Below are 25,680 nucleotides of genomic sequence, written 5' to 3' on the forward strand. Positions count from 1 at the left end.
ATCGTCGGCAGCTTTCCGCTGGGCTGGGCGGCGGACCGCTTCGGCATGGGCCGGGTGCTGCCGGTCACCTACGTGCTGGGCGGAGGGCTGTTCGTGCTCACCGGCGCGCTTCTGGCGGCGCCCTTCGCGGTCGTCCTCGTGCTCTGCGCCCTGTTGGGCTGCGTCTCCGGCGGCAGCCAGTTGCTCCTGAACGCCTTCGCCGGCGGCCTCTATCCGACCGCCCTACGCGCTACCGGGATCGGCTTTGCGGCCACGGCGGGCCGCGGCGGCGCCATCGCAGGACCTGCGCTTTGCGGCTTTCTCCTGGCCGGCGGCGTTCCGGAGGGCGCCCTGCTGGCGTTGCTGTCGACGCCGGCCCTGGCCGCGGCGTTCGCCTGCACGCGGTTGCGGGGAGAGGCGGAACGCGCGCCAAGCCCATCCGCTGCGCCGAAGCGCGCAGCCTGAGATGTGGCGAAGAAATAGAATGACGTTCTTGATCTTGCCGGTGGAATACGCGACCAAGTGGCAGGGCCGAGTCAGTTCGCGCAACTGGGGTGGTCGCAGGCAAGCGGGGGCGTCGGATGGATCAAGACCATGATTGATGTGATCCGCGCCCCGGCGCAGGCGCGCAGCCAGCGGACGATGGACGAGGTCTACCGGTCGTTTGACGCCTTACTGAAGGCCAAGCCCTTCGACGAGATCACGATCGCGGACCTCGCCGCCCACGCCGACGTGGCCGTCGGGTCCATCTATGCGCGCTTCAAGGACAAGAAGGCGCTGCTCGCCGGTCTCCATCTGAAGGTCTCGGACCAGGCGATCGCCTGCATGGGACCGCTCAGCGCCCCATCGAAGTGGGACGGGAAGTCGGACGACCAGATGGTGCGCGGCATCATGAAGGCGATCGATCGCTTCTACCGGCGCGCCGCGCACGTCCTGGGCGCAGCCTATCTGGCCGATACCGGCCACATCACCGAGATGCGGACCAAGGTCTGGCAGGCCGCGGTCGACAACTTCACGGCCCTGCTTGTGGCGCGGGCGCCGCAGAGCGATCCCGGCCAGCTGCATCTGGCGGTGAAGATCATCGTGCGCCTGACGACGGCTGTGGCGATGCAGTCTGTCCTCATCGACTGGATCGGTCGCTGGAAGGGGGCGGTGTCCAACGCGACCGCGCTGGAGCATCTGTCGCGGTTCGCGGTCGACACCATCGCCCGCGCCCAGAGCGGCGCGCTGACGGCGACCGAAGCATCCCTCGACGACCCCGGCTGAGATTCAGACGCGCCGGCTCTCCCGCCGGCTTCGCCGCGCCGATCGGCGCCGACGGCGACTTCGCTGCGCGTGCCGATGTCCCTGCCGCCCGGGTTCGCGATCACGTGCGGGCCCCTGAGCTGAGACGCTCCGGCGGAGCGCCACAGTGCTGCCGGCCGAGCGCGCCTGCGCGCTGCCCCGCCCCGCGAAGGCCCTGCGCCCCCAACCAATCCTGGATGCTTGTCTTTATGAGAATGTGATTCTAGAAACAGATTCATATATTGAGGGCACCTGGCAGCGCTTGCAGGGAGGGTGATTGGATGGGCGTGAGTTTCGTCGCCGACGAGTCGTTCGAGAGCTACAGCCGGCGCTTTGCGGAGCATTTCGTGATGACCCGCACGAACGGCGTGATCGAAGTGCGGATGCACGAGAACGGCGACACGCCGAGGTGGAGCTACGAGCTCCATCGGGCCTGGCCGCAGATGTTTGCCGCGGTCGGCGCCGATCGCGAGAACGAACTGCTCATCATCAGCGGGACGGGCGACCGCTGGCTGGCTCAGGGCTTCAACGAGGACAGCTTCGGGATCAGCCATGCGGAGTTCCTGCGACGCTGCTACGACATCTGGTACGTCGACGGGACCAAGCTGCAGGAGAACCAGCTCTGGTCGGTGGATATCCCGATCATTGGCGTCATCAACGGACCGGGCCACCATCTCGAGATCGCGCTTCTGGCCGACCTGACGATCTGCGCGGACGACGTCCGCTTCATGGAGGCCCACATTCCCCTGGGGATGGTGCCGGGTGACGGGCAGTTCCTAGTCTACCAGGAGCTCCTGGGGATGAAGCGCGCCAACTACCTGGCGCTGGCCAACGGCGGTCTCGACGCCGAGGAAGCGCTGCGGGTGGGGCTGGTCAACGAGGTGATGGCCCGCGAACAGCTCCTGCCCCGCGCGCGGGAGCTGGCGGCGCAGATCATGAAGAGCAGCCGGGTGGTGCGGCGCCTCACGACGCAGCTTTCGCGCCGGCGCTGGAAACGGCTCTTCACCGACGACTTCAACATGCACTTCGGCTTCGAACTGTTCGCCTCGACGGTGTCCGAGCATTCGCACGACAGCGTGAAGCTGGGGAGCATCGTCAAATGAGAAAGGCTAAGGCCAGGATAGACCTGACGGGGCGCGTGGCGATCGTCACGGGCGCCGGCGCCGGGCTCGGACGCGCCCATGCCAAGCTCCTGGCGAGCCGCGGCGCCAAGGTGGTCGTCAACGACATGACCCCGGCGGCCGAAGCGGTGGCGGCCGAGATCGCCTCGAGCGGCGGCGAGGCCGAGGCCGCCGTCGCGTCGGTTACCGATGCCAACGCCGTCGAGGCGATGGTCGAGCGTGCACTGGCGCGGTGGGGACGGGTCGACATACTCGTGAACAACGCCGGGGTCCTCCGGGACAGGTCGTTCGCGAAGATGAGCCTGGAGGATTTCCGCCACGTGCTGGAGGTTCACGTCATGGGCGCCGCCGTATGCACCAAGGCCGTCTGGGAAACGATGCGGAGTCAGAATCACGGCCGCGTGGTGATGACGACCTCCTCCTCGGGACTCTACGGTAACTTCGGCCAAGCCAACTACAGCGCTGCGAAGATGGCGCTCGTGGGCCTAATGAATACCTTGGCGATCGAAGGACGAAAGCACGGCATCCGGGTCAATTGCCTGGCGCCCACGGCCTCCACCCAGATGCTGGATGGCCTGCTTCCGCAGGAACACCTCGCACTGCTGAAGCCAGATCTCGTCAGTTCAGGGCTTCTGGCGCTGGTGTGGGACGACGCCCCCAGCAAGACCATTCTGGCGGGTGGAGCCGGCAGCTTCGAGATCAACTACGTGACGCTCACGAAAGGCGTTCATGTCGGCGCGGCGGCCGACGCGCCGGAGCAGCTCGTCGCACGATGGGAGGAGCTGTGTGATCGCGACGGCGAGTTCGTGCCGACCGAGTGCTTCGCTCAAAGCCGACTCGAGCTCATAAAGGCGGGGCTGGAGCTCGACCGCGCACCTTAGACCGCGTCGAAAGGGCGTGCCCACGGCGAGGCCTTCGAACATCCTCGCGCCATCGCCCCCCGCTCCCGATGGCGCGAATCTCCATCATCTCCCGCGAACGTCCGGTTCCTGGCGCGACCGCGATATCTCCGTTGGCGAGACGGACGCGCCCCAGGCTAGGCGAATACCTGTTTGCTGAGGAGGACGTCGACCTTCCGGACATGGGCCGGCTGCGCCAGCAGGCGGTTCATCCGTTCGACGTCGCGGAAAACGTCCCCACCTCCCCCGGCCACGTGGGCGTCGCGCCCCGCGATGTTCGGGAAGACCTCGAAGATGGCGAACGTAGTAGGCGACTGCTGTACAGCGTACCAGGGACCGGTCGCTCGTTCATTCTCGACGCAGGCCCGGATGTCCTTCAGCATCTGAAGGACCTCGGTTTCAAGGCCGGGACGAGCCTCGATCAGGATGTAGAAGGCCTTGCGGCCCTCATCGCCATCCTCACCGGTCATGACGACGCCGCGATGCTGCTGAACTGCCTGCGAGGTCATTGAACCTTCCGTTTCATCCGTGAGCGCGTCCCGGGGCGGGTCGCCGAGGAACCCTCCGGTACGCCGATCGCCACAGACCGGGTTGCCTGCTTGCGCGGTAATCTTGCCTAAAACTGCGAAGCCGCTTTACGCTCGCGATGCTTCCTGTACCGAGGTCTCGATGACCCGACAGCTGCGAGACGCCGTCAGCCGCTACACCGTGGCCAATGCCGGCGCGGGGGGTATCGCCCCTACGGACATCAAGGGCATGACCCTCGTTCGCACGACCGCCGTGGGCGAGCTGCAGTACGCCATCCAGCGCCCGCTGATCTGCCTGGTCGTGCAGGGAGCCAAGCAAGTGACCGTGGGAAGCCAGACCCTGGCGTTCAGCGCTGGCGACTCCATGCTGCTTACGGCCGACGCGCCCACGGTCAACCAGATCACCCGGGCGAGCGGTGCTGCGCCATATCTGTCTTTCGCGCTCTATCTCGATGCAGCGCTGATCGCTGCGCTCTCGGGGGAGATGAGGGCGGCGATGGCGAAGACCGGTTACGCGCTCCGCCTCCAGGCCACCGACGCCGAAGTGGCCGACACCGCGCTCCGGCTCATCAACCTGCTGGAGCGTCCTGCCGCCATTCCCCTGTTGCAGACCCAGCTGGTGCGCGAGATGCACTATTGGCTGCTGGCAGGGCGCCACGGAGCTGCGATCCGGCAGTTGGGCTCTCCCGACAGCCATGCGCGGCGGATCGGCCGGGCGATCGAGATCATCCGGCAGGATTTCGCGTCGACTCTAGGCATCGAACGATTGGCGTCGGCGGCCGGGATGAGCCCATCGACGTTCCACCAGCATTTCAAGGCGGTGACGTCACTGTCGCCGCTTCAGTTCCAGAAACAGCTCCGCCTGATCGAAGCGCGTCGTCTCATGCTGGCCAAGGGAGGGAGGCCTAGCCACGCCGCTTACGAAGTCGGCTACGAAAGCGTGCCGCAGTTCACCCGAGAGTACCGACGCTTCTTCGGGCTGCCGCCCGGCCGCGAGACCGACGCGGCGCGACGCGCGATCCGAGCGGCCTGAGAAATCGGGCCTGCTCGCGGATGCGGGGAATGTCCGCCCTCGAGCCCGATCCCAATGTCACCAACTGGCGCCGAGCGGCCTTCCGGCCGCCAAGTTGGAAAGAGGCCACTCTTAGCTTGGAAAGGGGCCACTCCTAAGTTGGCCCGACAAAGAGTGGCGGCCTCGGAGGGACTCGAACCCCCGACCTTGGCTTTAGGAAAGCCCTGCTCTATCCGGCTGAGCTACGAGGCCACGCGGGGCGGTTCGTGCCACGGGCGAGGCGGCGGGGCAACTGGGGTGGCCAGCGCAAACGAAAACGCCCGGCGGATGAGGCCGGGCGTCTCGCGTTCAAAGCGGGAAGCTGATCAGGCCGCGGCGGCCTGAGTCTTCACCAGCGACTTGTTCAGCATGGCGATGGCCGCGTCGCGGTCGATGCGCTCGATGGCGGCGACCTCGCGGGCCATGCGATCCAGGGCGCTCTCATACAGCTGGCGCTCGGAGTAGGACTGTTCGGGCTGGTTCTCGGCGCGGTGCAGGTCGCGCACGACTTCGGCGATCGAGATCAGGTCGCCCGAATTGATCTTGGCTTCGTACTCCTGCGCGCGGCGCGACCACATGGTGCGCTTCACACGGGCGCGGCCCTTGAGAGTGGTCAGGGCCTTGGACACCACGCCGGTCTCGGCGAGCGAACGCAGGCCGGCCGTCTTGGCCTTGGCGGTGGGTACGCGCAGCGTCATCTTCTCGTGGTCGAAGGTGATGACGTAGACTTCAAGCTTCAGACCGGCGACTTCCTGGGTTTCGATCCCTTGCACCTGACCCACGCCGTGGGCCGGGTAGACGACGTGATCGCCAACCGAGAATTCGTGACCGCTCTTGCTCATCGAGATACCTCTCTATCCGTCCGCGTCGCCGCGGCACATCCGTCGGGCTCCGAATTAGCGAATAGCTGCCCTTCCGCGGGAAGGATCGCGGCAGCGCATCACTTGGAAATTCGGAGCTGACCTCTTAAGACACCCTTCGCCCGTGCCGACATGGGCGCCGGCCGGCTGTTCTAGCTGCAGACCGACGCAGGCGAAGCCTTCGTGTCGTGTCGTTGCCGACATTAACACAAAAATGAGCCGAAAGAAAGGGTTGCGCCGACCCTGGTCGGGCGGTCGCGGAGGTCGGGTTCAGGAGCCGCGGCCGGGCTTCTCGGAGAAGTATTTCTCGAACTTGCCGGTTTCGCGCTCGAAAGCTTCCTTGTCCGCAGGCGGCTCGCCCTTGACCGTGATGTTCGGCCACACCTTCGAGTATTCGGAGTTGATCCGCAGCCACTTGCCGTCCGGATCGTCCTCGGTGTCGGGCTTGATGGCGTCGACCGGGCACTCGGGCTCGCAGACGCCGCAGTCGATGCATTCGTCCGGATTGATCGCCAGGAAGTTCTCGCCCTCGTAGAAGCAATCGACGGGGCACACCTCCACGCAGTCCATGAACTTACATTTGATGCAGGGATCCATCACGATGTAGGTCATGGCGGGTGCTTCAAGGCTCCGGCGGCGCCGCCCTCGTCGGGGGCGCGGGTTTTTCACGGCCGGGGCGCCTCTTGTCAATGCGATGAGGCGCCAGGAATTCTGGAAACAGGGATAGCGGCCTAGCTGAAGGTCTCGGCAAGGTCGCGCTTGCCCGGCGGCGGGCCATAGCGGTTGGCGTGAGGTTGGCCCGGAACCAGGCCAAGGATCGCAAGGGCCGCCAGCGAAACCAGGCCCTGGGCCAGGCCGCCGCCGTCGCCGCCGGCTGAAAGCACGCCCCTTTCGATCCAGCCGACGATCGCCACCGCGACATTGATGAGCGGCGCAAACCAACCGGTGAAGCCCAAGTCGTGCAGACGGCGGATCCACAGCAGCAGCAGCAATGGGCCAAGCACGATCTCGAAGCCTGGCGCCATCATCGCGACAGCGGTCGCCGCGATGAACCAGGGCGCTGCCAGGGCCCAATATTCCCGGCGCCGGGCGCGGCCGGCGATCCAGCGTCCAAAGCCGTCCTTGCTAGGTTCGGCCCTGCCGGCCGCAGCGCTCTCCAGCCTGTCGCTCACGCGCGCCCCCAATTCGCTGAGGAATTGTGGCTCAGCCTTGGCCCAGCGTCGAGTAGAGCGTCCGCGCCTCATCCGCGGGTCCGCGGCGGTCGCCCACGGCCTGTACGGTGATGGCGATCAGCCGGCCGCCGAGGGCGAAGACAAGCTGGTCGCCCACCTTCAGAGGTCGCGCAGGCTTGTCGAGACGGTGCTCATCCTGCCCGGTACGGGTGATCCGGATACGGCCGCTTTCGACGAACTTCGCCGCCAGGGCCCGGGTCTTGAAGAAGCGGGCGCGCCAGAGCCAGACGTCCGCGCGACAGGCGGCGGCCTCGCTCATGCCGACGCGGGTCCGGCCGCCTTCCTTCGCCGGCGTCGCGGCCGGCGGGTGGGCGCCGGCTGGTCCTTCAGCGCGGCGAGGGCGGCGAAGGGCGAGTGCGGCGGGGGCCGGGCGGCCGCGGCATCGACCTTGCGCTCGGAACGGCGGCGCCAGCCGATCGGCTCGTTCTCGCGCGGCTTGTTGGCCGGCGCGAATCCCAGGCCGCGCAGGATCGCGGTCGCCTCCTCGGCGCTCCAGCCCAGGGTCTCGCGGGCGTGTTCAGTCAGTACGGCGCCCCCGTTGCGCACGGGCGCGGCACGTAGCAGCTCGTCCAGCGTCTCCAGTTGCTCCACGGGCGCGGCCAGCCCCTTCACTGCGCGCAGGCCGTGGGCGGCCAGGACCCGTGGCGAAGGCCCCGCCACAGGCAGGCGGCTGAGGACGTCGTGGGGCGGCCGCCAGCCGTCGGCCTCGCGCGCCGTGATCGCCTGGGCCAGCGCCCGGGCCTCCGGCCGCAACAGGCCGGGCAGGTAGAGCGAGAAGGCGCCGATCCGCACGCCCAGGCCCCGCAGCATGCGCCGCTCGACCTGGCTGAGGCCGCGGGTCTCCACCGCCACCTCGGCCCGGTCCAGCACCCCGCCGGACTCGATGAGGCGGTAGGCGACCCCGCGGGCCAGGCCGCGGATCTTCCCTTCGGCCACCGCCGCCTCCAGCCGCCGCAGCGGCGCGAGCCTGCGGCCCGCCTCGGCGGCGACAAAGGCCTCCAGCCGCCGGGCGGCCCGCTGCCGCGCCGCGTCGTGGCCGAGTTCGCCCAGCAGCCGGACCCGAGGCGCGAACGGCTGGCCGCCGGTGATCATGCCGACGACGACCCCGTCCCACAGCACCGCCCCGTCCTGGCCGAGATCGAAGGCCTCGTCGGGCGCCGCCGCCAGGCGGCCCAGGCGACGGCTGATCTCGGGCGCCACGGCGTGCTGGGCGGCTGCGCGCAGGGCCCTCTCCTCAAGAAGGCTGCCGCCCTGGGCCGCCTCGAAGTCCAGACCGGAGAGGCGGCCCACGTAGTGCCCCTCGACGGTGACGGCGCCGTCCGCCGCGACGCCCGCCAGCATCTCCTCCCGCACCCGCAGGCCGCGCATCAGGGCGCTGGTCCGCCGGTCGACGAACCGGGCCATCAGCTTTTCGTGCAGGGTGTCGGAGAGCTTGTCCTCCAGCCCACGGGTCTGCTGCTGCCAGGCCCCGGGATCGACCAGCCAGTCGGGCCGGTTGGCCACGTAGGCCAGGGTGCGGACGCTGGCGAGGCGGGTCGCGAGGGTGTCGATCTCGCCGTCGGTGCGATTCAACTGTTCGTACTGCCGTGCCATCCAGTCGTCGCCGATCCGCCGCCGCCGCTCGGTGAGCTGCAGGAAGAAGGCCTTCACCAGGCCCACATGCTCCTCCCGCGCCACCTTGCGGAAATCGGGAGTCTGGCAGACGTCCCATAGGCGCATGAGGTTGGTCTTGTCGCGGGTCCGGACCTGCACCACCTCGTCCTCGGCCAGGGCCTTGAGCGTAGTCTCGTCCAGCGCCTCGGCCGAGAGTTTCAGGCCCTCGCGGTCGGGCAGCTTCGCCAGGCTGCGGATCAGGGCGGGCAGGGCGGAGAAGTCGAGCTTCGAATTGCGCCATTCGGCGCCGGCGACAGGCTCGAACGCGTGGTGTTCCACCGCCTCCACCAGGTCGGGGTCCATGTCCTCGGCCTCGCCGGTGACGCCGAAGGTGCCGTCCTTCTGGTAGCGGCCGGCGCGGCCCGCGATCTGCCCGATCTCCTGCGGATGGAGAAAGCGCGTGCGGCGGCCGTCGAACTTGCGCAGGCCGGCGAAGGCCACGTGGTCGACGTCCATGTTCAAGCCCATGCCGATGGCGTCCGTCGCCACCAGGAAGTCCACCTCGCCCGACTGGTAGAGCGCGACCTGGGCGTTGCGGGTGCGGGGGCTGAGGCTGCCCATGACCACCGCCGCCCCGCCGCGCTGGCGGCGGATCAGCTCGGCGATCGCGTAGACCTGCTCGGCGCTGAAGGCGACCACCGCCGAGCGGCGCGGCAGCTTGGTCAGCTTCTTCGGACCCGAATAGGTCAGCTGGCTGAACCTGTCGCGGGTCTGGATCTCGGCGTGCGGCAACAGGCGGCGCACCAGGGGCGCCATGGTCCCGGCGCCCAGCAGCATGGTCTCGGACCGGCCGCGCGCATGCAGCAGGCGGTGGGTGAAGACATGGCCGCGCTCGGGATCGGCGCAGAGCTGGATCTCGTCGACGGCCAGGAATTCCACCTCGACGGAGAGCGGCATCGCCTCGACGGTGCAGACGTAATACTGCGGCCGGGGCGGGACGATCTTCTCCTCGCCGGTGATCAGGGCGACGCAGCGGACGCCGCGCGCCTTGACGATGCGGTCGTAGATCTCGCGCGCCAGCAGCCGCAGCGGCAGTCCGATCATGCCGGACGCGTGCCCCAACATGCGCTCCACCGCCAGGTGGGTCTTGCCGGTGTTCGTGGGCCCCAGCACCGCCACCAACCGGGACGGCGCCGCGCCCGAAGGGCGGTCGCTCATGGCTTCAACGTGGGATGGCCGGGGGAGTCGGACAAGCGGCGCCTCGCCATCCGCGGCGAAGAGCGGCGCTGATGTTCTGTGCAAACACCGTTCGGCGCTTAGGAATTGCGCAGCCGTCGCCGCCCGCTAGGGTCGCGCCCGATCGTTCGCTCATTCGGGATTCCCGCCCATGACCACCCGCCGTCACCTGCTCCTCACCGGGGCCGCCCTGGGGCTCGCCGCCTCGCCCCTGGCCGCCTTCGCCGCAGAGGGCGAAGGAGTGAACGATACGCGGCTCGCCGGGTTGCTCGACGCTTTCGTGAAGGAGATCCTGGCCGATGCGCCGCAGACCGCGAGCAGCCTCGGCAAGGACAAGGGAGCCGACGCGGCGTTGAAGCGCCGGCTGGACGACGTCTCGGCGGGAGGGCGGGCGAAGCAGATCGCCGCCTACGCCGACCGCGCGAAGCGCCTGCGGGCCCTGCCGCGCGCCAGCCTGCGGGGTCGCGACCTGACCACCTACGACAGCGTGCTCTACGCCCAGGACGTGGGCGCCGAGGGCGGCCGGTTCGGCTACGGCAAGGACTATGCGAACCCCTATGTGGTCAGCCAGCAGGACGGGACGGTGGTCAACACCGGCGAGTTCCTGAACGCCCAGCACCTGATCGAGACCCGTGACGACGCCGAAGCCTATCTGGCCCGTCTCGAGCAGTACGGGACCGCGCTGGACCAGGAGAGCGACCGGATCAAGGACGCGGCCGGCAAGGGCGTGATCCTGCCCGACTTCCTGCTGGCCACGGCCCTGCGGCAGGGCGAGGAGGCTCGCGCCCAGGATCCCGCCGCCACGCGGCTGGTCGGCTCGCTGGCCGAGCGCGCCAAGGCCAAGGGGATCGACGGCGACTGGCAGGCCCGCGCCACGGCCATCGTGGCGCAGAAGGTGTATCCGGCGCTGGAGCGCCAGATCGCGGTGCTGAAGGCGCAGCAGCCCCGCGCCACCCATGACGCCGGCGTCTGGAAGTTCCGGGACGGCGCGGACTATTACCGCTGGGGCCTGAAGTACAACACCACCACCGACCGCGCCCCGGCCGAGATCCACAAGGCGGGCCTGGAGCAGGGCGCCGAGATCGACGCCATGATGGACGGCATCCTCAAGGCCCAGGGCTTCACCCAGGGGACGGTGGGCGAGCGCATGGGCGCCCTGACCAAGGATCCCAGGTTCGTCTATCCGAACACCGAGGCCGGCAAGCGCGAGGTGCTGGCCTATATCGAGGGGCGGATCGCCGCCATCCGGCCCTTCATCCCCAAATTCTCGAAGCTGGACCTCAAGGCGCCGGTCGAGGTGCGCGCCGTGCCCAAGGAGATCGAGGCTGGCGCGGGCCTGGGCTACATGAACTTCGCCGCCCTCGATGGGTCGCGACCGGCCATCTACTACGTGAACCTCAGCGACACCTCGAACTGGCCGAAATACACCCTGGCCAGCCTTTCCATGCACGAGGCCTTGCCCGGCCACGCCTGGCAGGGCGCCTACCTCGCCGAGCGGCCCGGCGAGATCCACACCATCGCCTCGCTGATGAACTTCGGCGCCTTCACGGAGGGCTGGGCCCTCTATGCCGAACAGCTCGCCGACGAGGTGGGCCTCTATGCGGACGATCCGATGGGACGGCTCGGCTACCTGCAGGCCCTCCGCTTCCGCGCGGCGCGGCTGGTGGTCGACACCGGCCTGCACGACAAGCGCTGGACCCGCGAGCAGACGGTGGCCTGGATGGTCGCCGCCACCGGCCGCTCGACCGGCGCGATCACCAGCGAGGTCGACCGCTATTGCGCCAGCCCGGGCCAGGCGTGCGCCTACAAGACCGGCCACAACGAGATCGTGCGCCTGCGGGCCAAGGCGAAGGCGGCCCTCGGAGACCGCTTTGACCTGCGCGACTACAACGATGCGGTGGTGACCACGGGCGGATGTCCGCTGGCGGTGCTGGAAGGGGTGGTGGACCGCTACGTGGCGGGCGCCAAGCCGGCCTAGCGCGGGGGCTCCAGCCGGAACCCGAGCGGCAGCAGGGCCTCGATGGCGTGTGTCTCGACCGCGCCGTCGGGGCCGACGCTGACCACCTCGCAACCGGGCTCGGAAAGCTCCCAGATCTTCTGCCGGCAGCCGCCGCAGGGCCAGATGAGGCCGGGCAGGGACGAGGCGAGCCACACCCGGCGGATCGCCTTGTGGCCGTCCGTCACCATCGCCGAGATCGCGCTGGCCTCGGCGCAGACGCCCTGCGGGTAGGCCGCGTTCTCGACGTTGACGCCGTAGTGGATCGAGCCGTCTTCGGCCTCGACGCCCGCGGCCACGTGCACGCCGGAGTAGGGCGCATGGCTGTGCGCCAACAGGCGGCGCAGTTCCGCGGCGATGGCGGGCGGGGCGGAGGTCGGCATGTTTGGAGGGGATCGTCCCAGGGCGTTGGAGGGACGGCGAAGTCTAGGCTGGTCGACCGGCTGCGTCCATGCGCCGGGGCTCGCGCGGCGCGCATTGCCCAAACCGGAGGACAATACGAGCCGTCTGGAGGCCAGGCGCCGCAAGGCCGCCGCGTTCTGCGGGGAATTGGCTAGGCTCCCGACCCTTTCCCGACTCGGAGCCCGGCATGCGCCTCCTGCTGATGTCCGTCGTCTTGGTTGTCATGCCAGGCCTCGCCCTCGCCGCGCCCCTTCCGGCCCCGGTGGCGCGGATGATCGAGGCCGCTGCGGAGACCCCCGGCGCCCTTGCGACGGTGGCTGAGGTGGCGCGCCGCACCCACCCGGAATCCCTCGACGAGATCGACGCCCAGGTGGCGGCGCTGACCTCGCGAGCCGAGGAGGAGAGAGTCGCCCGGATCACCAGCCTGCGCTTCCGCGACGGCTGGAAGGGCGAGGGCCAGGCCGGCGGCTTCATCAGCACCGGCAACAGCGAGGATATCGGCGGTTCCGCAGGCCTGTCCTTCGCCAAGGAAACGCTGCGCTGGCGGCACGAGATCCGGGCGCAGGGCGACTACCAGCGCTCGGGTGGGGCGGTCTCCAAGGAGCGCTACTTCGCGGGCTACGCCGGCCAGTGGAAGCTGAACGGCCGCTCGTTCGTGGCGGTCTCGCTGTCGGGCGAGCGCGACCGGTTCGCCGGTTTCAGGAGCCGATTCTCGGAGAGCGTCGGCTTCGGTTACCGGCTGGTCGAACAGCGGGACCTGCGCCTGGACGTCCAGGCCGGCCCGGCGCTGCGGCAGATCAACTACTACGACCGCAGCGACGAGGTCGCCTTCTCGGCGCGGCTGGGCGGCGATCTGTCCTGGACGATCCGGCCGGACCTCGTCTTCACCCAGAACGCCACGGTGTTCCTGGATTCGGTGAGCTCCTCGCTCACCGCCACGACCGCGCTCACCACCAAGCTGCGCGGCGACCTTTCCGCCCGGGCCTCCTTCGACGTGCGCGCCGAGACCGAGCCACCGGCCGGGCGCGAACACACCGACACCACGACCCGGGCGAGCCTGGTCTACAGCTTCTGACCCTGCGTCGGATTGGCACAGCCTTTGCGCAGCATCCCGCAACAGGGAGTTGCGTATGTCCATGTCTATCAGCGGGATCGGCAATTCTTTCCCGGTCGATCGGGTCAAGCGTCACCATGAGGTAGGTTCTGCCCTGACCGACCTCGCCGGCGCGCTGACGCCGACGCCGCCGGAGACAGTTCAGCTGCAGATGGTCCCCCAGGGCGCCTTGGTGCGCGTCGACGCGCAACTCCTGGCTTCCGCGGAGATGTGGAGCGGCGACGCCGCCGATCGGGCCCGCGCCGCCCGCGCCTACGGCCTCGCCAGCATGTCGGAGGTCGGCATTCTGACGCCGACGCCTCCGCCGGAACCGATGCAGGAGGTCTCCGGACTGGGCTTCATTTCCGGCGACGTGTTTACCAGCGGCGATCCCGACGCGCTGAAGAGCTATGTCCGCGACCAGGTGGCCGACGCCCGCGATGCGGCGCGTCGGGAGCGCGATCTGAGCCGGGAGCTGGGGACGGAGGTGCGGCTCGCCTTCGACCCCAACCTCGGCCAGGAGGTTGCGCTGACCGCCGGTGACGCAGGGTTCGAGGCCGTCCGGGGCGCCCGGGCGATGCTCGCCGACATGCGCCACGACCTGCAGAAGATGGGCCTGAACCCTGCGGACTTCCGCGACCTGCTGGCCGTCTAGCTAGTCCAAGGTGCGGCGGTAGCGCGCCATGGCGAGCGCCGTCACCACCAGTACGAAGGCGGTCAGGGCCGCGAGTTCGCGCCATTGGTCGCCGAGCCCCTGCGATTTCAGCAGCGAGCCTCGCACCACGCGCAGGAAGTGCGTGACGGGGATCACTTCCCCGATCCACTGCGCCCAGGCCGGCATGCCGCGGAACGGGAACATGAACCCCGACAGCAGGATCGACGGCAGGATGTAGAAGAAGCTCATCTGCATGGCCTGGAGCTGCGACCTCGCCACCGTCGAGATGAGAAAGCCCAGGGCCAGCGAGCCGGTGATGAAGAGTGCGATGCCGGCCGACAGGCCGATCCAGCCGCCGCCCATCGGCACCTGGAACAGGGTCGCGGCCATGACCAGGATGATCGCGGTCTGGACCAGCCCCACGAAGACGTAGGGCGCGAGCTTGCCGATCATCACCTCAAGGGGCTCCAGCGGGGTGGACAGCAGGGTCTCCATCGTCCCGCGCTCGGTCTCGCGGGTGACGCTGAGCGCCGTCATCATCACCAGCGTCAGGGACAGGATGATGCCCAGGAGGCCCGGCACGATGTTGTAGGCGGTGATGGCCTCGGGGTTGTAGCGGCGATGGACGACCACTTCGAACGGCGCGTCACCCTGCCGAGGCGCGAGGGCGCCGGCGAGGTCGTGGCGCAGGGCGTGGGCCGGCAGGGCGGCGAGGGCGGCGACGGCCCCGCCGGTGGCCGAAGGGTCGGTGGCGTCGGCCTCCACCAGGATCTGGGCGCGGTCTGCGCGGGCGACCCGGCGGCTGAAGTCGCCCGGTATGGTCACCGCGAACTGGACCTCGCCATCGCGGAGCAGCCGGTCCAACTCGGCCGGGCTGCGCGCCTGGGCCACGAAGTCGAAATAGGCGGAGTTCTTCAACGCCGCGACGATGGAGCGGGCATGGCGGCTGTCCTCCTGGATCAGGACGGCGGTGGGCAGGTGGCGCGGCTCGGTGTTGATGGCGTAGCCGAACAGCGTGAGCTGCACGACGGGGATGGCCAGCATCATGGCGTAGGTGATGCGGTCGCGGGTGAGCTGCTTGAACTCCTTCACCAGGACGGCGAACACGCGGAGCCACGACAGGCCGCTCATCGAATGTTGTCCTGGCTCTGGCCCATGAGCTGGATGAACACGTCCTCGAGCGTGGGCGGGACCTCGCTCCAGCGGTAAGGAGCGCGACGGTAGGGCTTCACCGCCGCTTCCAGGGCGGACCGGTCGGTCCCGCTGACGTGGATGGCCGCGCCGAAGGCGGCCGCGGTCTCGACCCCGGCCGCCCCGGCCAGATCGTGGGCCAGCCGGTCGGCGTTCGGCCCTTCGCCGTGCAGGGTGACCAGGCCCGACGCGGCGATCACCTCCGCCGCCGTCCCGCGGGCGATCAGCCGGCCGTAGCTGATGTACGCGATCTCATGGCACCGCTCGGCCTCGTCCATGTAGTGGGTGGAGACCAGGACGGTCAGGCCCTCGGCGGCCAGGGCATGGATCTCGTCCCAGAACGTCCGGCGCGCCTTGGGATCGACGCCGGCCGTGGGCTCGTCCAGCAGCAGCAGCCGGGGCTCGTGCAAGGTGGCGGCGGCCAGGGCCAGCCGCTGCTTCCAGCCGCCCGAGAGCGTGCCCGCCAACTGGCCACGCCGCGACGTCAGTCCCAGCCGCTCCAGCGCCGCGTCGACCCGTTCGCGCCGGCGGTCCAGGCCATAGACCCGGGCCGTGAACTGCAGGTTCTCGGCGATGGTCAGGTCCTCGTAGAGCGAGAACTTCTGGGTCATGTAGCCGGTCCGCCGCTTCACCTCGTCGGCCTGCGCGATGATGTCGAAGCCCAGCGCCTCGCCCGAGCCCGAGTCCGGCGTGAGCAATCCGCAGAGCATCCGCAGGGTGGTGGTCTTCCCGGAGCCGTTCGGGCCCAGGAATCCGCAGATCCGCCCGGCCTCGACCTGGATCGTGACGTCGTCGACGACGTGCTTGTCGCCGAACGACTTGTTCAGGCCGTGGACGTCGATGGCCAGGGTCATGTGGCGGCGCGCCTCACGACAGGGGCTCCACGTCGACCGGCTGGCCGGGGTTCAGGCGCGCGCTGGGGCGGGCTTCGACCAGATAGACCAGGCGGTCGCGCGCCTCGCGGCTGTAGATCACCGGCGGGGTGAACTCGGGCCGGGGCGCGACGAACTCGATGCGCGCCGACAGCCCTTTGGCGCAACCGTCGCAGGCGAAACGGACCGTGCGGCCGATGCGGTACGCCGCCAGCTGCCGCTCGGGCACGAAGAAGCGCACCTTGATCCGTTCGTCCGGCAGCAGGGACAGGATCGGCTGGTTGGCCGGCGCCCATTCGCCCGGATGGAAGAACACGTCCTCCACCCGCGCCTTGGCCGGCGCGCGCGGCGCCACCTCGGCCAGGCGGGCGGCGGCGCCCGTCACCGCGGCCTCCGCCTGCGCCACGCGGGCGTCGGCGGCGCGCACCTGGTCCTCGCGGGCGCCCAGCAGGGCGGCGTCGCGCTGCTTGCGGGCGGCCCGCACCTGGGCGTCGGCGGCGTCGGCGGCGGCGCGCGCGTCGTCCAGGCGGGCCGGCGCGTACCAGCCCTGGCGGACCAGGGGTCGGACCCGCCGCAGATCGGCGTGGGCGTCGCGGGCGCGGGCCTCCGCGGCGGCGATGTTCGCCTCGAACACCGCCAGCTCGGCCGGCCGCTGGCCCTTGCGGGCGTCCTGCGCCTGGGCCTGGGCGGCGGCGGCTTCCGCCGAGGCCTGATCGGCCTGGGCGCGCACCTGGGCCGGATCGACCACGAACAGGGCCTGGCCGGCCGCCACATCCTGGCCGCGCGCCACGCTGACCTGGCGGACCGTCCCGGCGACGGGCGCGGCCATGTACAGCGGCTCGCCCTCGACATAGCCGGAGAGGGTGGCGGGCCGGTCCATCCTTGGGACCCAGATCACCAGGGCGGCGATCACGGCGGCCGCGCCGATCAGCCCGGCCACCAGCAGGCGCTGACGGGTCATGGTCATGCGCGGGCTCCTTCCGTGAGCAGGCCCAGCAGCAGGGTGTCGATGTGCTGGCTCATCACGGCGGGGAGGTCGAACGGCTCGGCGCCGACCGGCACGAAGGTCTCGCGCCAGAGCACTGCGACCAGCAGCGGCGAGATGAGTTGCAGGGCGTAGATGCGGGGGTCGCCCGGTTTGACCTCGCCCCGGGCCTGGGCGGCGGCGATGGCGGCGGTCAGGGTCCCGAGGGCCTGGGACACCAGCTCGTCATGCCAGACCCGCGCGATTTCCGGGAAGTTGCCCGCCTCGCCGACCACCATCTTCAGCACACCGCCCAGCGGCGTATGGGTCACCACCCAGGCGATGTGCCCGGTCACGCCGCGCAGCAGGTCGGCCAGCGGCCCCGGGTGGGCGGCGGCCATGGCTTTCACCGCGCCGACGTTGGGGGCGATGGCCTGGCCGACGACCGCGCGGAAGATGTCTTCCTTGGTCTCGAAGTAGAGATAGATCGCCCCTTTGGAGACCCCCGCCCGGCGGGCGATGTCCTCCAGCTTCGCCGCGGCGAACCCCTTCTCCGCGAAGACCGCGAGCGCGGCCTGCACGATTTCCGCGGGCCGGTCGGCCTTGCGTCTTCGGAACTTGGGCGCGCCGGCGTCCATGGATCGCTCTTTAAATAACTGACTGGCCGGTTAGTAACAGCTGCGGCGCGACAGCGCAAGCGGAACCGTGTTCGCCCGGCGGCGACCGGTCGCATGGTTAAATTTGGCGGCTCCGCCTATTTTTCGCCCCGGTCCGAAGCCAGGACCCATCACATCGCCGCCTTCGGCGCGGCGTTCCAGTCAAACCGCCACGAAGCTTGGCAATAGTCCAAGTGCGGCGTGCATTTGTTGAGTGAAGGATCCTGGATGAAGTTGGGCGTTCCCACGCGTTTGCTTGAGCTGGTCGAAACGAAACCTGCGCTGTTGGTATTTATAGTCGCGCTTGTCACGGCGACGGCCGCTGCTGCGGCGCCGCTCAGCCAGCCGGGGCATCGGATCACTCTGGCGACGGCGGTGGAACGCGCCATCGAGCGGGCGGATCCGCCAGCGGAACCCACGCCGATGGAGCGGGTGTGGGACGGCGCCGACGTCGACGGCGACGGCCGCGCCGACTTCGCCAATCCGACGGGCCTCGAGCCTCGCGAGCATGACGCCTATGGCGCCGGCCAGTTCGGAGCGCGCCGCGACGGGGGCAGCCGTCGGCACGAAGGCGTGGACTACCGCGCCCAGGCGGGCCAGGACGTCGACGCCCCGATCTCCGGCTATGTCACCAAGATCGGCTACGCCTATGCGGGCGATCAGAGCCTGAAGTTCGTCGAGATCACCAATCCAGCCCTGAACTACGCCGCTCGGGTCTTCTATGTGAAGCCGACCGTCGATGTGGGCGATGCCGTGGCCATCGGCCGTCCGATCGGCAAGGCGCACTCGCTGCAACGCAAGTACCCCGGCGGCATGACCGACCATGTGCACCTCGAGATCATCGACCGGCGGGGCGCGCGCCTCGACGCGACCCGGATGATCGTCGCGCAATACCGCCCCGCGGCGACCACTCTCGCGGCAGCCGACTAGGGCCGAAACTCCTAGCGGGGGGCGAAGCCGAACGCCCGCTCGATCTGGACGAGGACGATCACCGCGCCGGCGGCGGCGAAGACCATGATCGCGCGCCAGGGGATCAGGCGAGGTCCCTTCATCGGATTCGGCGGCCGCGCGCCGCGCCAGCCGGCGAAGGCGGACAGGGCGGCGAGGCCCAGCCCCAGGGCGACAAGCAGGCGCAGATCCATGCCGGACCCCTACGCGAACCGACGACGGCCATCCACAGGAATGGGCGGCGCACACCAGATGTAGCGTTAAGCGTTCGTTTACACCCCAGGAATCGGTCGGTAGCGTCCCAGGCTAGGCGGAGAAGCGATTCGGATGAGCGCGGGGGCGCCCTGGAGCGTCAAGGGGATCGACCCGAAGGCCCGCGAGGTCGCGAAGGACCTCGCCCGTCGTTCCGGCATGACGCTGGGCGAATGGCTGAACCGGGTGATCCTCGAGGACGACGTCCCGGACGAGGTGACGGCCGAGGCGCAGTTCGGCGACCGTCCGTTCCGCGCCCAGGCCCCGCGTCTGCGCGCGATCTCGCCGCCCGCGCCGCCGCCGGCCACGCCGCCGGACATGGCCCGCATCGCCCACGCCCTGGACCGGCTGACCGACAGGATCGAGGCGTCGGAGACCCGAACCGGCCTCGCCATCAACGGCGTCGAGCATTCCGTCCGCCAGGCTCTGGCGCGGATCGAGACCACCGAGCGCGAACAGCATGCGGCGGCTACGCGCCTGGAGGGCCTGCTTGCGGAGTCCTCGGCCGAGCAGAGCTATTTCGGCGAGCGCCTGCGGCGGCTGGAAAGCGAGGCCGGCGGCGGCCCCCGCTCCATCGAGGCGTTGCGGCTCATCGAAGCCCGGCTCAGCCGCATCGAGCCGGCGGTGGTGGTCGACACCGTGCTCCAGCGGCTGGGCGACCGGCTGGCCACGGCGGAAGCCCGCACGGCCTCGGCGCTCGAGGGGCTGCAAGGCGCGCTGGCCGCCCTGGACCGCCGGATCGGCGCGGTGGAAGGCGCCGGGAGCGAGCAGGCTGAGCTGAAGTTCGAGGCCCTGGCCCAGGTCCTGACGCACCGGGTCGAGGCGGTCCGCGCCGAAGTGGCGGAGAAGATCGCCTCGGCCGGCGGAGAGAACCGGTTCGCCGAGCTCGCCGAACAGGTCCGCGCCGCGGAGCGCCGCTCGGCCCAGGCGGTCGAGGACATCGGCCGGCAGGTGCTGTCCATGGCCGAGGCCGTGGGCAAGAAGCTGATCGAGGTGGACCAGCGCGGCGCCGAAGCCATCGATCAGGTGGGGTCCGAGATCGCCCGGATCGCCGGTGCGGTCGAGCAGCGCCTGGCGCGCGGCGAACACGCGCAGGCCGAGGCTTTCGAGCGCTTCGGGGCGGAACTGGCCGCCATCCGCGAGCGCATCGCGACAGCCCCGCCGCCCGCCGCGGCCCCCGCCACGGAGCCCGTGGCGGCCTATGTCCCCGAGCCGGAGGCCTTTTTCCTCCCGCAATCGACGGTCGAGGATGCGGCGGAGGCCGCCGCCGAAGCGGCCGCCGAGCCGGAGGACGATCCCCTCGATGTCGCGTCGGCGGCTGCCGATCTCGACGAGCTCGATCCGCTGGCCGAGGCCATGCGCATCCTGGGGCCGCCGCCGGAGCCGGAGCCGGAGCCGGAATCGGCGCTAGCCGTAGAGGCGGCTCCCGAACCGGAACCCGCTGCCGCCGTGTTCGGGCCGGAGTTCTACTCCCGCGCGGAAACCGCCGACGACATCGCCGCGGTGGCCGAGATCAGCGCCGAGACCGTCGCTCCGCCCTGGCGGCGCCTGGACCTGGAGATTCCCGAGCCGCGGATCCCGGAGACGTTCCAGCCGCTGGACGACGAGGACGACGACGACCTCTTCCAGTCGGCCGAGCCGATCGATCCGATCCGGGAGCTCTCGACCCGCCAGGTGATCGAGCAGGCCCGCGCCACCGCCCGGGCCGCCCAGGAGGCCAAGGCCGCCGGCCCCGCCAAGGTGCGCGCCAAGATGAAGGCCGCCGCCTCCGGCCGGCTGTTCCAGGGGTTCAACACCCAGAAGGCCAAGGGCGCGCCGCGGCACTCGGCGCTGCAGACCGCGCTGCTGGTCGCCGGCGGGGCGGCGTTCATGAGCGTGGGAGCGGCCGGCCTCACCCTGATGCAGGCGCCGAAGGAGCCGACCCCGGCTCCCGATCCGGTCGCCCTCACGCCCGACGGCTCGCCCGCCCGCGCCTCGATGGCGCTGGGCCCGACCGGCTTCGCGGCCGCGCCCCGGCCTCAGCCCGCCTTCGAAAAGGTGCGCGCCGACGTGGAGGCGGGCGTCCCCGGCGCGCTCGACACCCTCAAGTCCCTGGCCGAGGCGAACCACGCCCAGGCCCAGCTCTATCTCGCCCAGCTCTACGACGAGGGGGGCGCGGGCCTGCCGCAGAACCCGGCCGAGGCGCGGCGGCTCACCACCTCGGCCGCCGAGAACGGCGACGTGAAGGCGATGCACAACCTCGGCGTCTATCTCTTCCGCGGCGAGGGCGGCCCCCAGGACCTGACGAGCGCCGCCCAGTGGTTCGGCAAGGCGGCGGCCGCGGGCGTGGTGGAAAGCCAGTACAACCTGGGCCTTCTCTACCAGTCCGGTTCGGGCCTTCCGAAGGACCTCGTGCGCGCAAGGGCCTGGTTCGAGCGCGCGGCCGCCAAGGGCGACGAGCAGGCCCGCAAGGCGCTCTCGGAGATGGGGCCCAAGCCCCAACTCAAGCCGGTGAGGTCCACGGAGACCGCGGCGCTGACGCCTCACAGCATGAACGTCCGCCAGACCCAGCTCGTCCTGACGCGCCTGGGCTACTACGACGGCCCGCTGGATGGCCGCGCCAGCGTCGCCTACGACCGCGCGCTGGCCGAATATCGTCGCGATCAGGCCGGCGGCCCGCCGCTGCACGTCGACCGGCGTTGACGGTAGGGCCGGGGCGGAAGTAGGCCCGGTCGTGGACATTTACCTGCCCATCGCCGAGGTGTCCGTGAACGCCCCGCTGATCGTGCTCCTGGGCGCGGCCGTGGGCTTCATCTCGGGCATGTTCGGCATCGGCGGCGGCTTCCTCATGACGCCCATGCTGGTGTTCCTGGGCATTCCAGCGCCGGTGGCCGTCTCGTCGATGGCCAACCACGTGGCCGCGTCGTCCATGTCCAGCGTCATCGCCTACAGCCGGCGACGGGCGGTCGACCTGCGCATGGGCGCGGTGCTGGCGGCGGGCGGCGTCATCGGCGCCTTCGCCGGCGTCGAGCTGTTCCGCTGGCTGCGGCTGCTGGGCCAGGCGGACCTTGTGGTCTCGCTCTCCTACCTCCTCTTCCTGGGCGTCATCGGCGGCCTGATGCTGATGGAGAGCCTGGGCGCCATCCTGCGCCGGCGCCGCAACGAGCCCCCGCCGCCGCGCCGCGACCGCCGGCCGGTCTGGCTGTACGGCCTGCCGCTCAAGATGCGGTTCCCGCGCTCGCGGCTCTACATCAGCGTGATCCCGCCGCTGGTCCTGGGCGCCTTCGTGGGGGTGCTGTCGGCGATCATGGGCGTGGGCGGCGGCTTCATCCTGGTGCCGGCCATGGTCTACATCCTGCGCATGCCGGCCGGCATGGTCGTGGGCACCAGCCTGCTGCAGATCATCATCACCACCGCGCTCACCGGCGTGCTCCAGGCCGGTCGCAACCAGACCGTCGACATCGTGCTGGCCACCCTGCTCCTAGTCGGCGGCATCGTGGGCGCCCAGTTCGGCGCCCGCGCCTCGTCGCGTTTCCGGGCGGAAGAGCTGCGGGCGATCCTGGCCCTGATCGTCCTGCTGGTGGGCCTGCGAATGGGCTTGGGCCTGTTCCTCACGCCGGACGAGCCGTTCGTCCTGATGTCGGGGATGGGCTGATGGTCGCGCTCGCCGCCCTAGCCGCCGCCACCGTCGCCGTCGTGCCGACGCCGCCCCTGCCGCCGGCGCCCGCCGCGCAGGGCGCGCCGGTGATCTCGGCGGCGCTGACCGACACGACGGTGCAGGTGAAGTCCGACTTCCGCGGCGCCCGCATCGTGCTCTACGGCGCCGTGTTCGACGCCGCCGCCCGTCCTTCGGACGTCGTGGTGCTGGTGCGTGGTCCCGAACAGCCCGTCCGCCTGACCCGCAAGCAGCGGGTCGCCGGACTCTGGCTCAACAGCCGCCCCGTGGTGTTCCGCGGTGCGCCGGGCTTCTACCGCGCCGCATCGAACCGGCCGCTGGGAGATATCGCCACCTTCGGGACACTGCGGCGGCTGGGCGCGGGGGTCGACCACCTGCCGATCAACGCGCCGGCGGAACAGCACATCGAGACCCGCTATGGCGTGCGCGACGTGGTCGTCTCCAGCCTGGGCCCCGACTACTACGACTGGCGCCGAGCGGTTGTCCGGCTGAAGGAAAAGGCGGGGCTGTATCACGAGGACGGGCGCGGGGTGCGCTTCGTCGACCGTGGCCTGTTCCGGGCCGAGATCGCCCTGCCCACCGGCGCCCCGACCGGCGTCTACCGCGCCGAGATCCTGCTGTTCCAGAACGGCAAGCCGGTGGCCAGCCGCGCGCGGACGCTCACCGTCGAGAAGGTGGGCATCGAGCGGGCTCTTTACGTGTGGGCCCATGACAGGCCATGGTCATACGGTCTGGCGGCCATGGCCTTCGCGCTGGCGGCCGGTTGGGCGGCCTCGGCGGCATTCCGGAGAGACTGATTGCTCATGGATGACGTGCGACCCGCCGCCAGGGCGGAGTCCATTCCCGTCGCGCTTTGGGGCATCGCGCTGATCGCGCTGGCGCCGTTTCCCGTCGCCGCCCTGCTGTTCGCCTACGGCTCTGCGCAATGGGCCGCCCCGTCCCTGACCCTGCTCATCGCATGGTCCGCCATCACCCTGGCTTTCCTGGGCGGCGTGCGCTGGGGCCTGGAGACGCGCGAGCCCCGTCCGCGCGTTGCGCGCCAGGCATTCTCATTTCTCTGCGCCGTGGGCGCGGTCATGATCCTGCTCGCCCGAGGTCGCGCGCCGGACAGCTGGATCCTGGGCGGTTTCCTGACGGCGTTCCTGATCCAGTGGCTGTTCGATCACCAGACGCCCGACACGCCGTCGCGCTATCCGATCCTGTCCACCGCCGTCACCGGCAGCGCCTGCGTGTCGCTGGCCCTGGCGCTGGAGAAGGCGATGAACGGCTAGGAAGCGCGCACTCGCCCCGCCGGATCGACCGTTCGTCGCACGCTGGATGACAACACTCGCCGACGCATGTGATTTCGCCGCCATCGCGACGCTGAAGCGTCGCGCCGCGGGGATGCTTTCGAATGGACTTGGCGGAGGCCCAGGCGCGCCTGGGGCAGTTCCTGTCGCCGCTCGCTGTAGACGAGTTCCTGGGGCCCGGTCTTTCGGGCGGTTTCCGGTTGGCGCGCCATGACGGCCATTCCTCGCGCCCGGCGTTGCTGGGCGCCGATCCCAAGGCGGTGCTCGCGGACGCCGTCCATCTGGCTCCGGAGCTGACGTATCACTCGGCCAATGCATCGGGCCCGCCGCCCGACCTCTCAAGCGTCCGAGACGCCGCCGACTTCCGCGAGCGCATAGCCGCCTTCCACGCCCGCAACTATTCGATCCGCTTCCCCGACCTGCGCCCGCTGTCGCCCGAGCTCGACGGCCTGGCGCGGGCCCTGGAACTGCTGATCCAGGGGCCGGTCACCGCCTCTGCGTTCTGGAGCCGTGGGGGCATGCGGGCGCCGGTCCACTACGACGACCACGATCTGATCGTCGTCCAGCTCGAAGGAACCAAGCGCTGGTACGTCGCCACCCGGCAGTCCGAGCTGTTCAACACCTGGCGGGGCGTCTCCGGCAATCCGCCGGATCTCGGCGCGCACCAGGTGCTCGATCTCGCGCCCGGCGACCTGATGTACCTGCCGCGGGGCACGTTCCACACCGTCGACTCGGATACCGAGTCCGTCCACCTCGCCCTCGGCTTCACGCCCCTGACTCTGCGCGAAGCGCTGATCGCGGCCCTGGACCACCTGTCCGACCTGAACCGTCCCCTGCGCGCCACCCTGGCCGGCCAGCTCGAAGGCGCGGACTTTGAGGCGCTGGCGCCGACGGTGGCCGAAGCGGTCGGCCATCTGTTCAACGCCACGCGCTCGCCCGGCTTCGTGGCTGCGGCGCTGCAGCGCCGGGCGTCGCGGGCGGTGGGCGATCTGGCCCCGCTGAAGCGCCCGACGAAGACGCCGGCGGTGAGTCTCGACACCGTCCTGCGCCACGCGGACGGCGCGTTCACCCAGATCGGGGCCAACGCGGACACCATCGACGTGGCCTATCCCGGCGGTCACCTCTACATCCACCGCGGGGCGCAGGAGGCGGTGGTGTTCATCGCCGACACACCGCGGTTCCGGGTCCGGGACCTGCCCGGGCCGATCGGCGATGAGGTCCGCCTCGCCCTGGTCGCCCGGTTCCTCGAAGTAGGCTTCCTGGAGGTCGCCTCGCCGACCGCCAGCGTCGCCGACCTGTTCGCCAGCGCGCCCGTCGGCGCGTGAGACGTCACTGCCAGCTGGGCTCGCTCATCGATTCCAGCTCCTCGATCCGCTGGCGATAGATGTTCGCCACCGAGCGCCGGGAATAGCGGGCCGCCTCTTCCCGTATGGACATCCAATCCTCCTGCTCGGCCGCAAGCTCTTCCTCCGGGACGCCCGCCGCCAGCGCTTCGGCGTAGGCCTGCTTCATCCGTTGGTCCATGCGCGCGAGTCCCGCGTCTCTGCAGACCATGGCGCGGGCGGGTGATGGCGCGTCGGCGCAATCGTAGCTGGCGCGCCGGGCGGTCGGTGACGGCCCGGGCGACGCTGGCGCGGTGGCCACGGCGTCCTGGCCCGGAGGCGGTTCGGCCTTCGCCGGTGGCGCGGGATCCGGCGCGGTCGCGGGGGCGACGCGCGGCGGGGTGGGCGCGCGAACCGGCGCCGGCCTCTCGCCCGTGTCACGCGGCAGCACCTCAAGCTTGTCGGCGCCGACCGAGGGGACGGGTAGGGGGGCGACCTGGGCCACCTGGACGTTCATCGGACGCGCCGCCGCCATCGCCGCCGCCTCCGACCCGTTCGAAGCGTCCTTCGCCGGCACCGGGGGATTGGTTCGCGCCACCAGAT

General features: G+C 70.2%; 27 protein-coding genes and 1 tRNA gene. 14 read left to right on the forward strand and 14 right to left on the reverse strand.

Annotation, left to right across the window (positions count from 1 at the left end):
- The 4 genes from AX721_RS21455 to AX721_RS21470 all read left to right on the forward strand — a co-directional run.
- On the forward strand, nucleotides 1-444 hold a 444-nt coding region (locus AX721_RS21455), incomplete at its 5' end, for an MFS transporter (protein WP_156467317.1).
- Nucleotides 445-573: 129 nt separating this feature from the next.
- Complete coding sequence (locus AX721_RS21460) at nucleotides 574-1,245, forward strand: TetR/AcrR family transcriptional regulator (RefSeq protein ID WP_068878012.1); 672 nt, start codon at nucleotides 574-576, stop codon at nucleotides 1,243-1,245.
- 299 nt (nucleotides 1,246-1,544) lie between these two features.
- Nucleotides 1,545-2,366 (forward strand): enoyl-CoA hydratase/isomerase family protein, encoded by an 822-nt coding sequence (locus tag AX721_RS21465; RefSeq protein ID WP_068878013.1) that lies wholly within the window; start codon nucleotides 1,545-1,547, stop codon nucleotides 2,364-2,366.
- Nucleotides 2,363-3,265, forward strand: coding sequence for an SDR family NAD(P)-dependent oxidoreductase (locus AX721_RS21470; protein WP_082765463.1), 903 nt, complete (start codon nucleotides 2,363-2,365; stop codon nucleotides 3,263-3,265). The genes AX721_RS21465 and AX721_RS21470 overlap by 4 nt, the downstream gene beginning before the upstream one ends.
- A gap of 155 nt (nucleotides 3,266-3,420) precedes the next feature.
- Here AX721_RS21470 and AX721_RS21475 read toward each other — a convergent pair whose 3' ends face one another.
- A complete protein-coding gene (locus AX721_RS21475; protein ID WP_068878014.1) occupies nucleotides 3,421-3,792 on the reverse strand; it encodes a putative quinol monooxygenase in 372 nt (123 codons plus the stop codon).
- 160 nt (nucleotides 3,793-3,952) lie between these two features.
- Here AX721_RS21475 and AX721_RS21480 point away from each other — a divergent pair, with 160 nt between their 5' ends.
- Nucleotides 3,953-4,843 carry an AraC family transcriptional regulator gene (locus AX721_RS21480; protein ID WP_068878015.1) on the forward strand — a complete coding sequence of 297 codons (891 nt, stop codon included), beginning with the start codon at nucleotides 3,953-3,955 and terminating at the stop codon, nucleotides 4,841-4,843.
- A 154-nt stretch (nucleotides 4,844-4,997) separates the two neighbouring features.
- On the opposite strand, the gene AX721_RS21485 is transcribed toward AX721_RS21480, so the two are convergent.
- The 6 genes from AX721_RS21485 to AX721_RS21510 all read right to left on the reverse strand — a co-directional run bounded on the left by AX721_RS21485 (nucleotide 4,998) and on the right by AX721_RS21510 (nucleotide 9,764).
- Nucleotides 4,998-5,074: transfer RNA gene (locus AX721_RS21485), tRNA-Arg, on the reverse strand.
- Nucleotides 5,075-5,187: 113 nt separating this feature from the next.
- Nucleotides 5,188-5,703: a CarD family transcriptional regulator gene (locus tag AX721_RS21490; protein ID WP_068878016.1), complete on the reverse strand. Its 516-nt coding sequence runs from the start codon at nucleotides 5,701-5,703 to the stop codon at nucleotides 5,188-5,190.
- Nucleotides 5,704-5,991: 288 nt separating this feature from the next.
- A complete protein-coding gene (fdxA, locus tag AX721_RS21495) occupies nucleotides 5,992-6,333 on the reverse strand; it encodes a ferredoxin FdxA (RefSeq protein WP_068878017.1) in 342 nt (113 codons plus the stop codon).
- A 119-nt stretch (nucleotides 6,334-6,452) separates the two neighbouring features.
- A complete protein-coding gene (locus AX721_RS21500; RefSeq protein ID WP_068878018.1) occupies nucleotides 6,453-6,893 on the reverse strand; it encodes a DUF805 domain-containing protein in 441 nt (146 codons plus the stop codon).
- 31 nt (nucleotides 6,894-6,924) lie between these two features.
- Entirely contained in the window at nucleotides 6,925-7,212 is a 288-nt protein-coding gene (locus AX721_RS21505) for an RNA-binding S4 domain-containing protein (protein ID WP_068878019.1), read from the reverse strand.
- The gene (locus AX721_RS21510; RefSeq protein WP_068878020.1) at nucleotides 7,209-9,764 is read right to left on the reverse strand and encodes a helicase-related protein; all 2,556 of its coding nucleotides are present in this window, start codon (nucleotides 9,762-9,764) and stop codon (nucleotides 7,209-7,211) included. Before AX721_RS21510 ends, AX721_RS21505 begins: the two co-directional genes overlap by 4 nt.
- A gap of 169 nt (nucleotides 9,765-9,933) precedes the next feature.
- Here AX721_RS21510 and AX721_RS21515 point away from each other — a divergent pair, with 169 nt between their 5' ends.
- Nucleotides 9,934-11,760, forward strand: a complete 1,827-nt coding sequence (locus AX721_RS21515; protein WP_068878021.1) for a DUF885 family protein — start codon at nucleotides 9,934-9,936, stop codon at nucleotides 11,758-11,760.
- On the opposite strand, the gene cdd is transcribed toward AX721_RS21515, so the two are convergent.
- A complete protein-coding gene (gene cdd / locus AX721_RS21520; protein ID WP_068878022.1) occupies nucleotides 11,757-12,161 on the reverse strand; it encodes a cytidine deaminase in 405 nt (134 codons plus the stop codon). The two genes, AX721_RS21515 and cdd, sit on opposite strands and share 4 nt — an antisense overlap.
- A gap of 206 nt (nucleotides 12,162-12,367) precedes the next feature.
- Between cdd and AX721_RS21525 the strand changes: the two genes are divergently transcribed.
- Together AX721_RS21525 and AX721_RS21530 are read left to right on the forward strand one after the other, a co-directional pair.
- The gene (locus AX721_RS21525) at nucleotides 12,368-13,255 is read left to right on the forward strand and encodes a YdiY family protein (RefSeq protein ID WP_068878023.1); all 888 of its coding nucleotides are present in this window, start codon (nucleotides 12,368-12,370) and stop codon (nucleotides 13,253-13,255) included.
- 55 nt (nucleotides 13,256-13,310) lie between these two features.
- Entirely contained in the window at nucleotides 13,311-13,928 is a 618-nt protein-coding gene (locus AX721_RS21530; protein ID WP_068878024.1) for a hypothetical protein, read from the forward strand.
- On the opposite strand, the gene AX721_RS21535 is transcribed toward AX721_RS21530, so the two are convergent.
- The 4 genes from AX721_RS21535 to AX721_RS21550 are packed head-to-tail and all read right to left on the reverse strand — an operon-like array spanning nucleotide 13,929 to nucleotide 17,593.
- Nucleotides 13,929-15,059 carry an ABC transporter permease gene (locus AX721_RS21535; protein ID WP_068878025.1) on the reverse strand — a complete coding sequence of 377 codons (1,131 nt, stop codon included), beginning with the start codon at nucleotides 15,057-15,059 and terminating at the stop codon, nucleotides 13,929-13,931.
- Nucleotides 15,056-15,973, reverse strand: a complete 918-nt coding sequence (locus AX721_RS21540) for an ABC transporter ATP-binding protein (protein ID WP_068878026.1) — start codon at nucleotides 15,971-15,973, stop codon at nucleotides 15,056-15,058. Before AX721_RS21540 ends, AX721_RS21535 begins: the two co-directional genes overlap by 4 nt.
- Nucleotides 15,974-15,986: 13 nt before the next feature.
- Nucleotides 15,987-16,958, reverse strand: coding sequence for an HlyD family secretion protein (locus tag AX721_RS21545; protein ID WP_231733254.1), 972 nt, complete (start codon nucleotides 16,956-16,958; stop codon nucleotides 15,987-15,989).
- Nucleotides 16,955-17,593 (reverse strand): TetR/AcrR family transcriptional regulator, encoded by a 639-nt coding sequence (locus AX721_RS21550; RefSeq protein ID WP_068878027.1) that lies wholly within the window; start codon nucleotides 17,591-17,593, stop codon nucleotides 16,955-16,957. The genes AX721_RS21545 and AX721_RS21550 overlap by 4 nt, the downstream gene beginning before the upstream one ends.
- 246 nt (nucleotides 17,594-17,839) lie before the next feature.
- Between AX721_RS21550 and AX721_RS21555 the strand changes: the two genes are divergently transcribed.
- Nucleotides 17,840-18,541, forward strand: a complete 702-nt coding sequence (locus AX721_RS21555) for a M23 family metallopeptidase (RefSeq protein WP_082765466.1) — start codon at nucleotides 17,840-17,842, stop codon at nucleotides 18,539-18,541.
- Between the two features lie 11 nt (nucleotides 18,542-18,552).
- Here the strand turns inward: AX721_RS21555 and AX721_RS21560 are convergent, their stop codons facing one another.
- Complete coding sequence (locus AX721_RS21560; RefSeq protein WP_068878029.1) at nucleotides 18,553-18,753, reverse strand: hypothetical protein; 201 nt, start codon at nucleotides 18,751-18,753, stop codon at nucleotides 18,553-18,555.
- 133 nt (nucleotides 18,754-18,886) lie between these two features.
- Between AX721_RS21560 and AX721_RS21565 the strand changes: the two genes are divergently transcribed.
- The 5 genes from AX721_RS21565 (at nucleotide 18,887) to AX721_RS21585 (ending at nucleotide 25,080) form a co-directional block, all read left to right on the forward strand.
- Entirely contained in the window at nucleotides 18,887-21,493 is a 2,607-nt protein-coding gene (locus AX721_RS21565; RefSeq protein ID WP_068878030.1) for a tetratricopeptide repeat protein, read from the forward strand.
- Nucleotides 21,494-21,524: 31 nt separating this feature from the next.
- Nucleotides 21,525-22,445 carry a sulfite exporter TauE/SafE family protein gene (locus AX721_RS21570; RefSeq protein ID WP_068878031.1) on the forward strand — a complete coding sequence of 307 codons (921 nt, stop codon included), beginning with the start codon at nucleotides 21,525-21,527 and terminating at the stop codon, nucleotides 22,443-22,445.
- Entirely contained in the window at nucleotides 22,445-23,263 is an 819-nt protein-coding gene (locus AX721_RS21575; protein WP_082765467.1) for a TIGR02186 family protein, read from the forward strand. The genes AX721_RS21570 and AX721_RS21575 overlap by 1 nt, the downstream gene beginning before the upstream one ends.
- 6 nt (nucleotides 23,264-23,269) lie before the next feature.
- Nucleotides 23,270-23,737 (forward strand): DUF3429 domain-containing protein, encoded by a 468-nt coding sequence (locus AX721_RS21580; RefSeq protein ID WP_156467318.1) that lies wholly within the window; start codon nucleotides 23,270-23,272, stop codon nucleotides 23,735-23,737.
- Nucleotides 23,738-23,859: 122 nt separating this feature from the next.
- Complete coding sequence (locus tag AX721_RS21585) at nucleotides 23,860-25,080, forward strand: JmjC domain-containing protein (RefSeq protein WP_068878033.1); 1,221 nt, start codon at nucleotides 23,860-23,862, stop codon at nucleotides 25,078-25,080.
- Between the two features lie 4 nt (nucleotides 25,081-25,084).
- Here the strand turns inward: AX721_RS21585 and AX721_RS21590 are convergent.
- A partial coding sequence (locus tag AX721_RS21590; protein ID WP_231754750.1) for a lysozyme inhibitor LprI family protein occupies nucleotides 25,085-25,680 on the reverse strand: 596 nt, incomplete at its 5' end.

Source organism: Phenylobacterium sp. CCH9-H3 (genome assembly GCF_001557235.1).
In the GTDB taxonomy this organism is placed as follows: Bacteria; Pseudomonadota; Alphaproteobacteria; order Caulobacterales; family Caulobacteraceae; genus Phenylobacterium.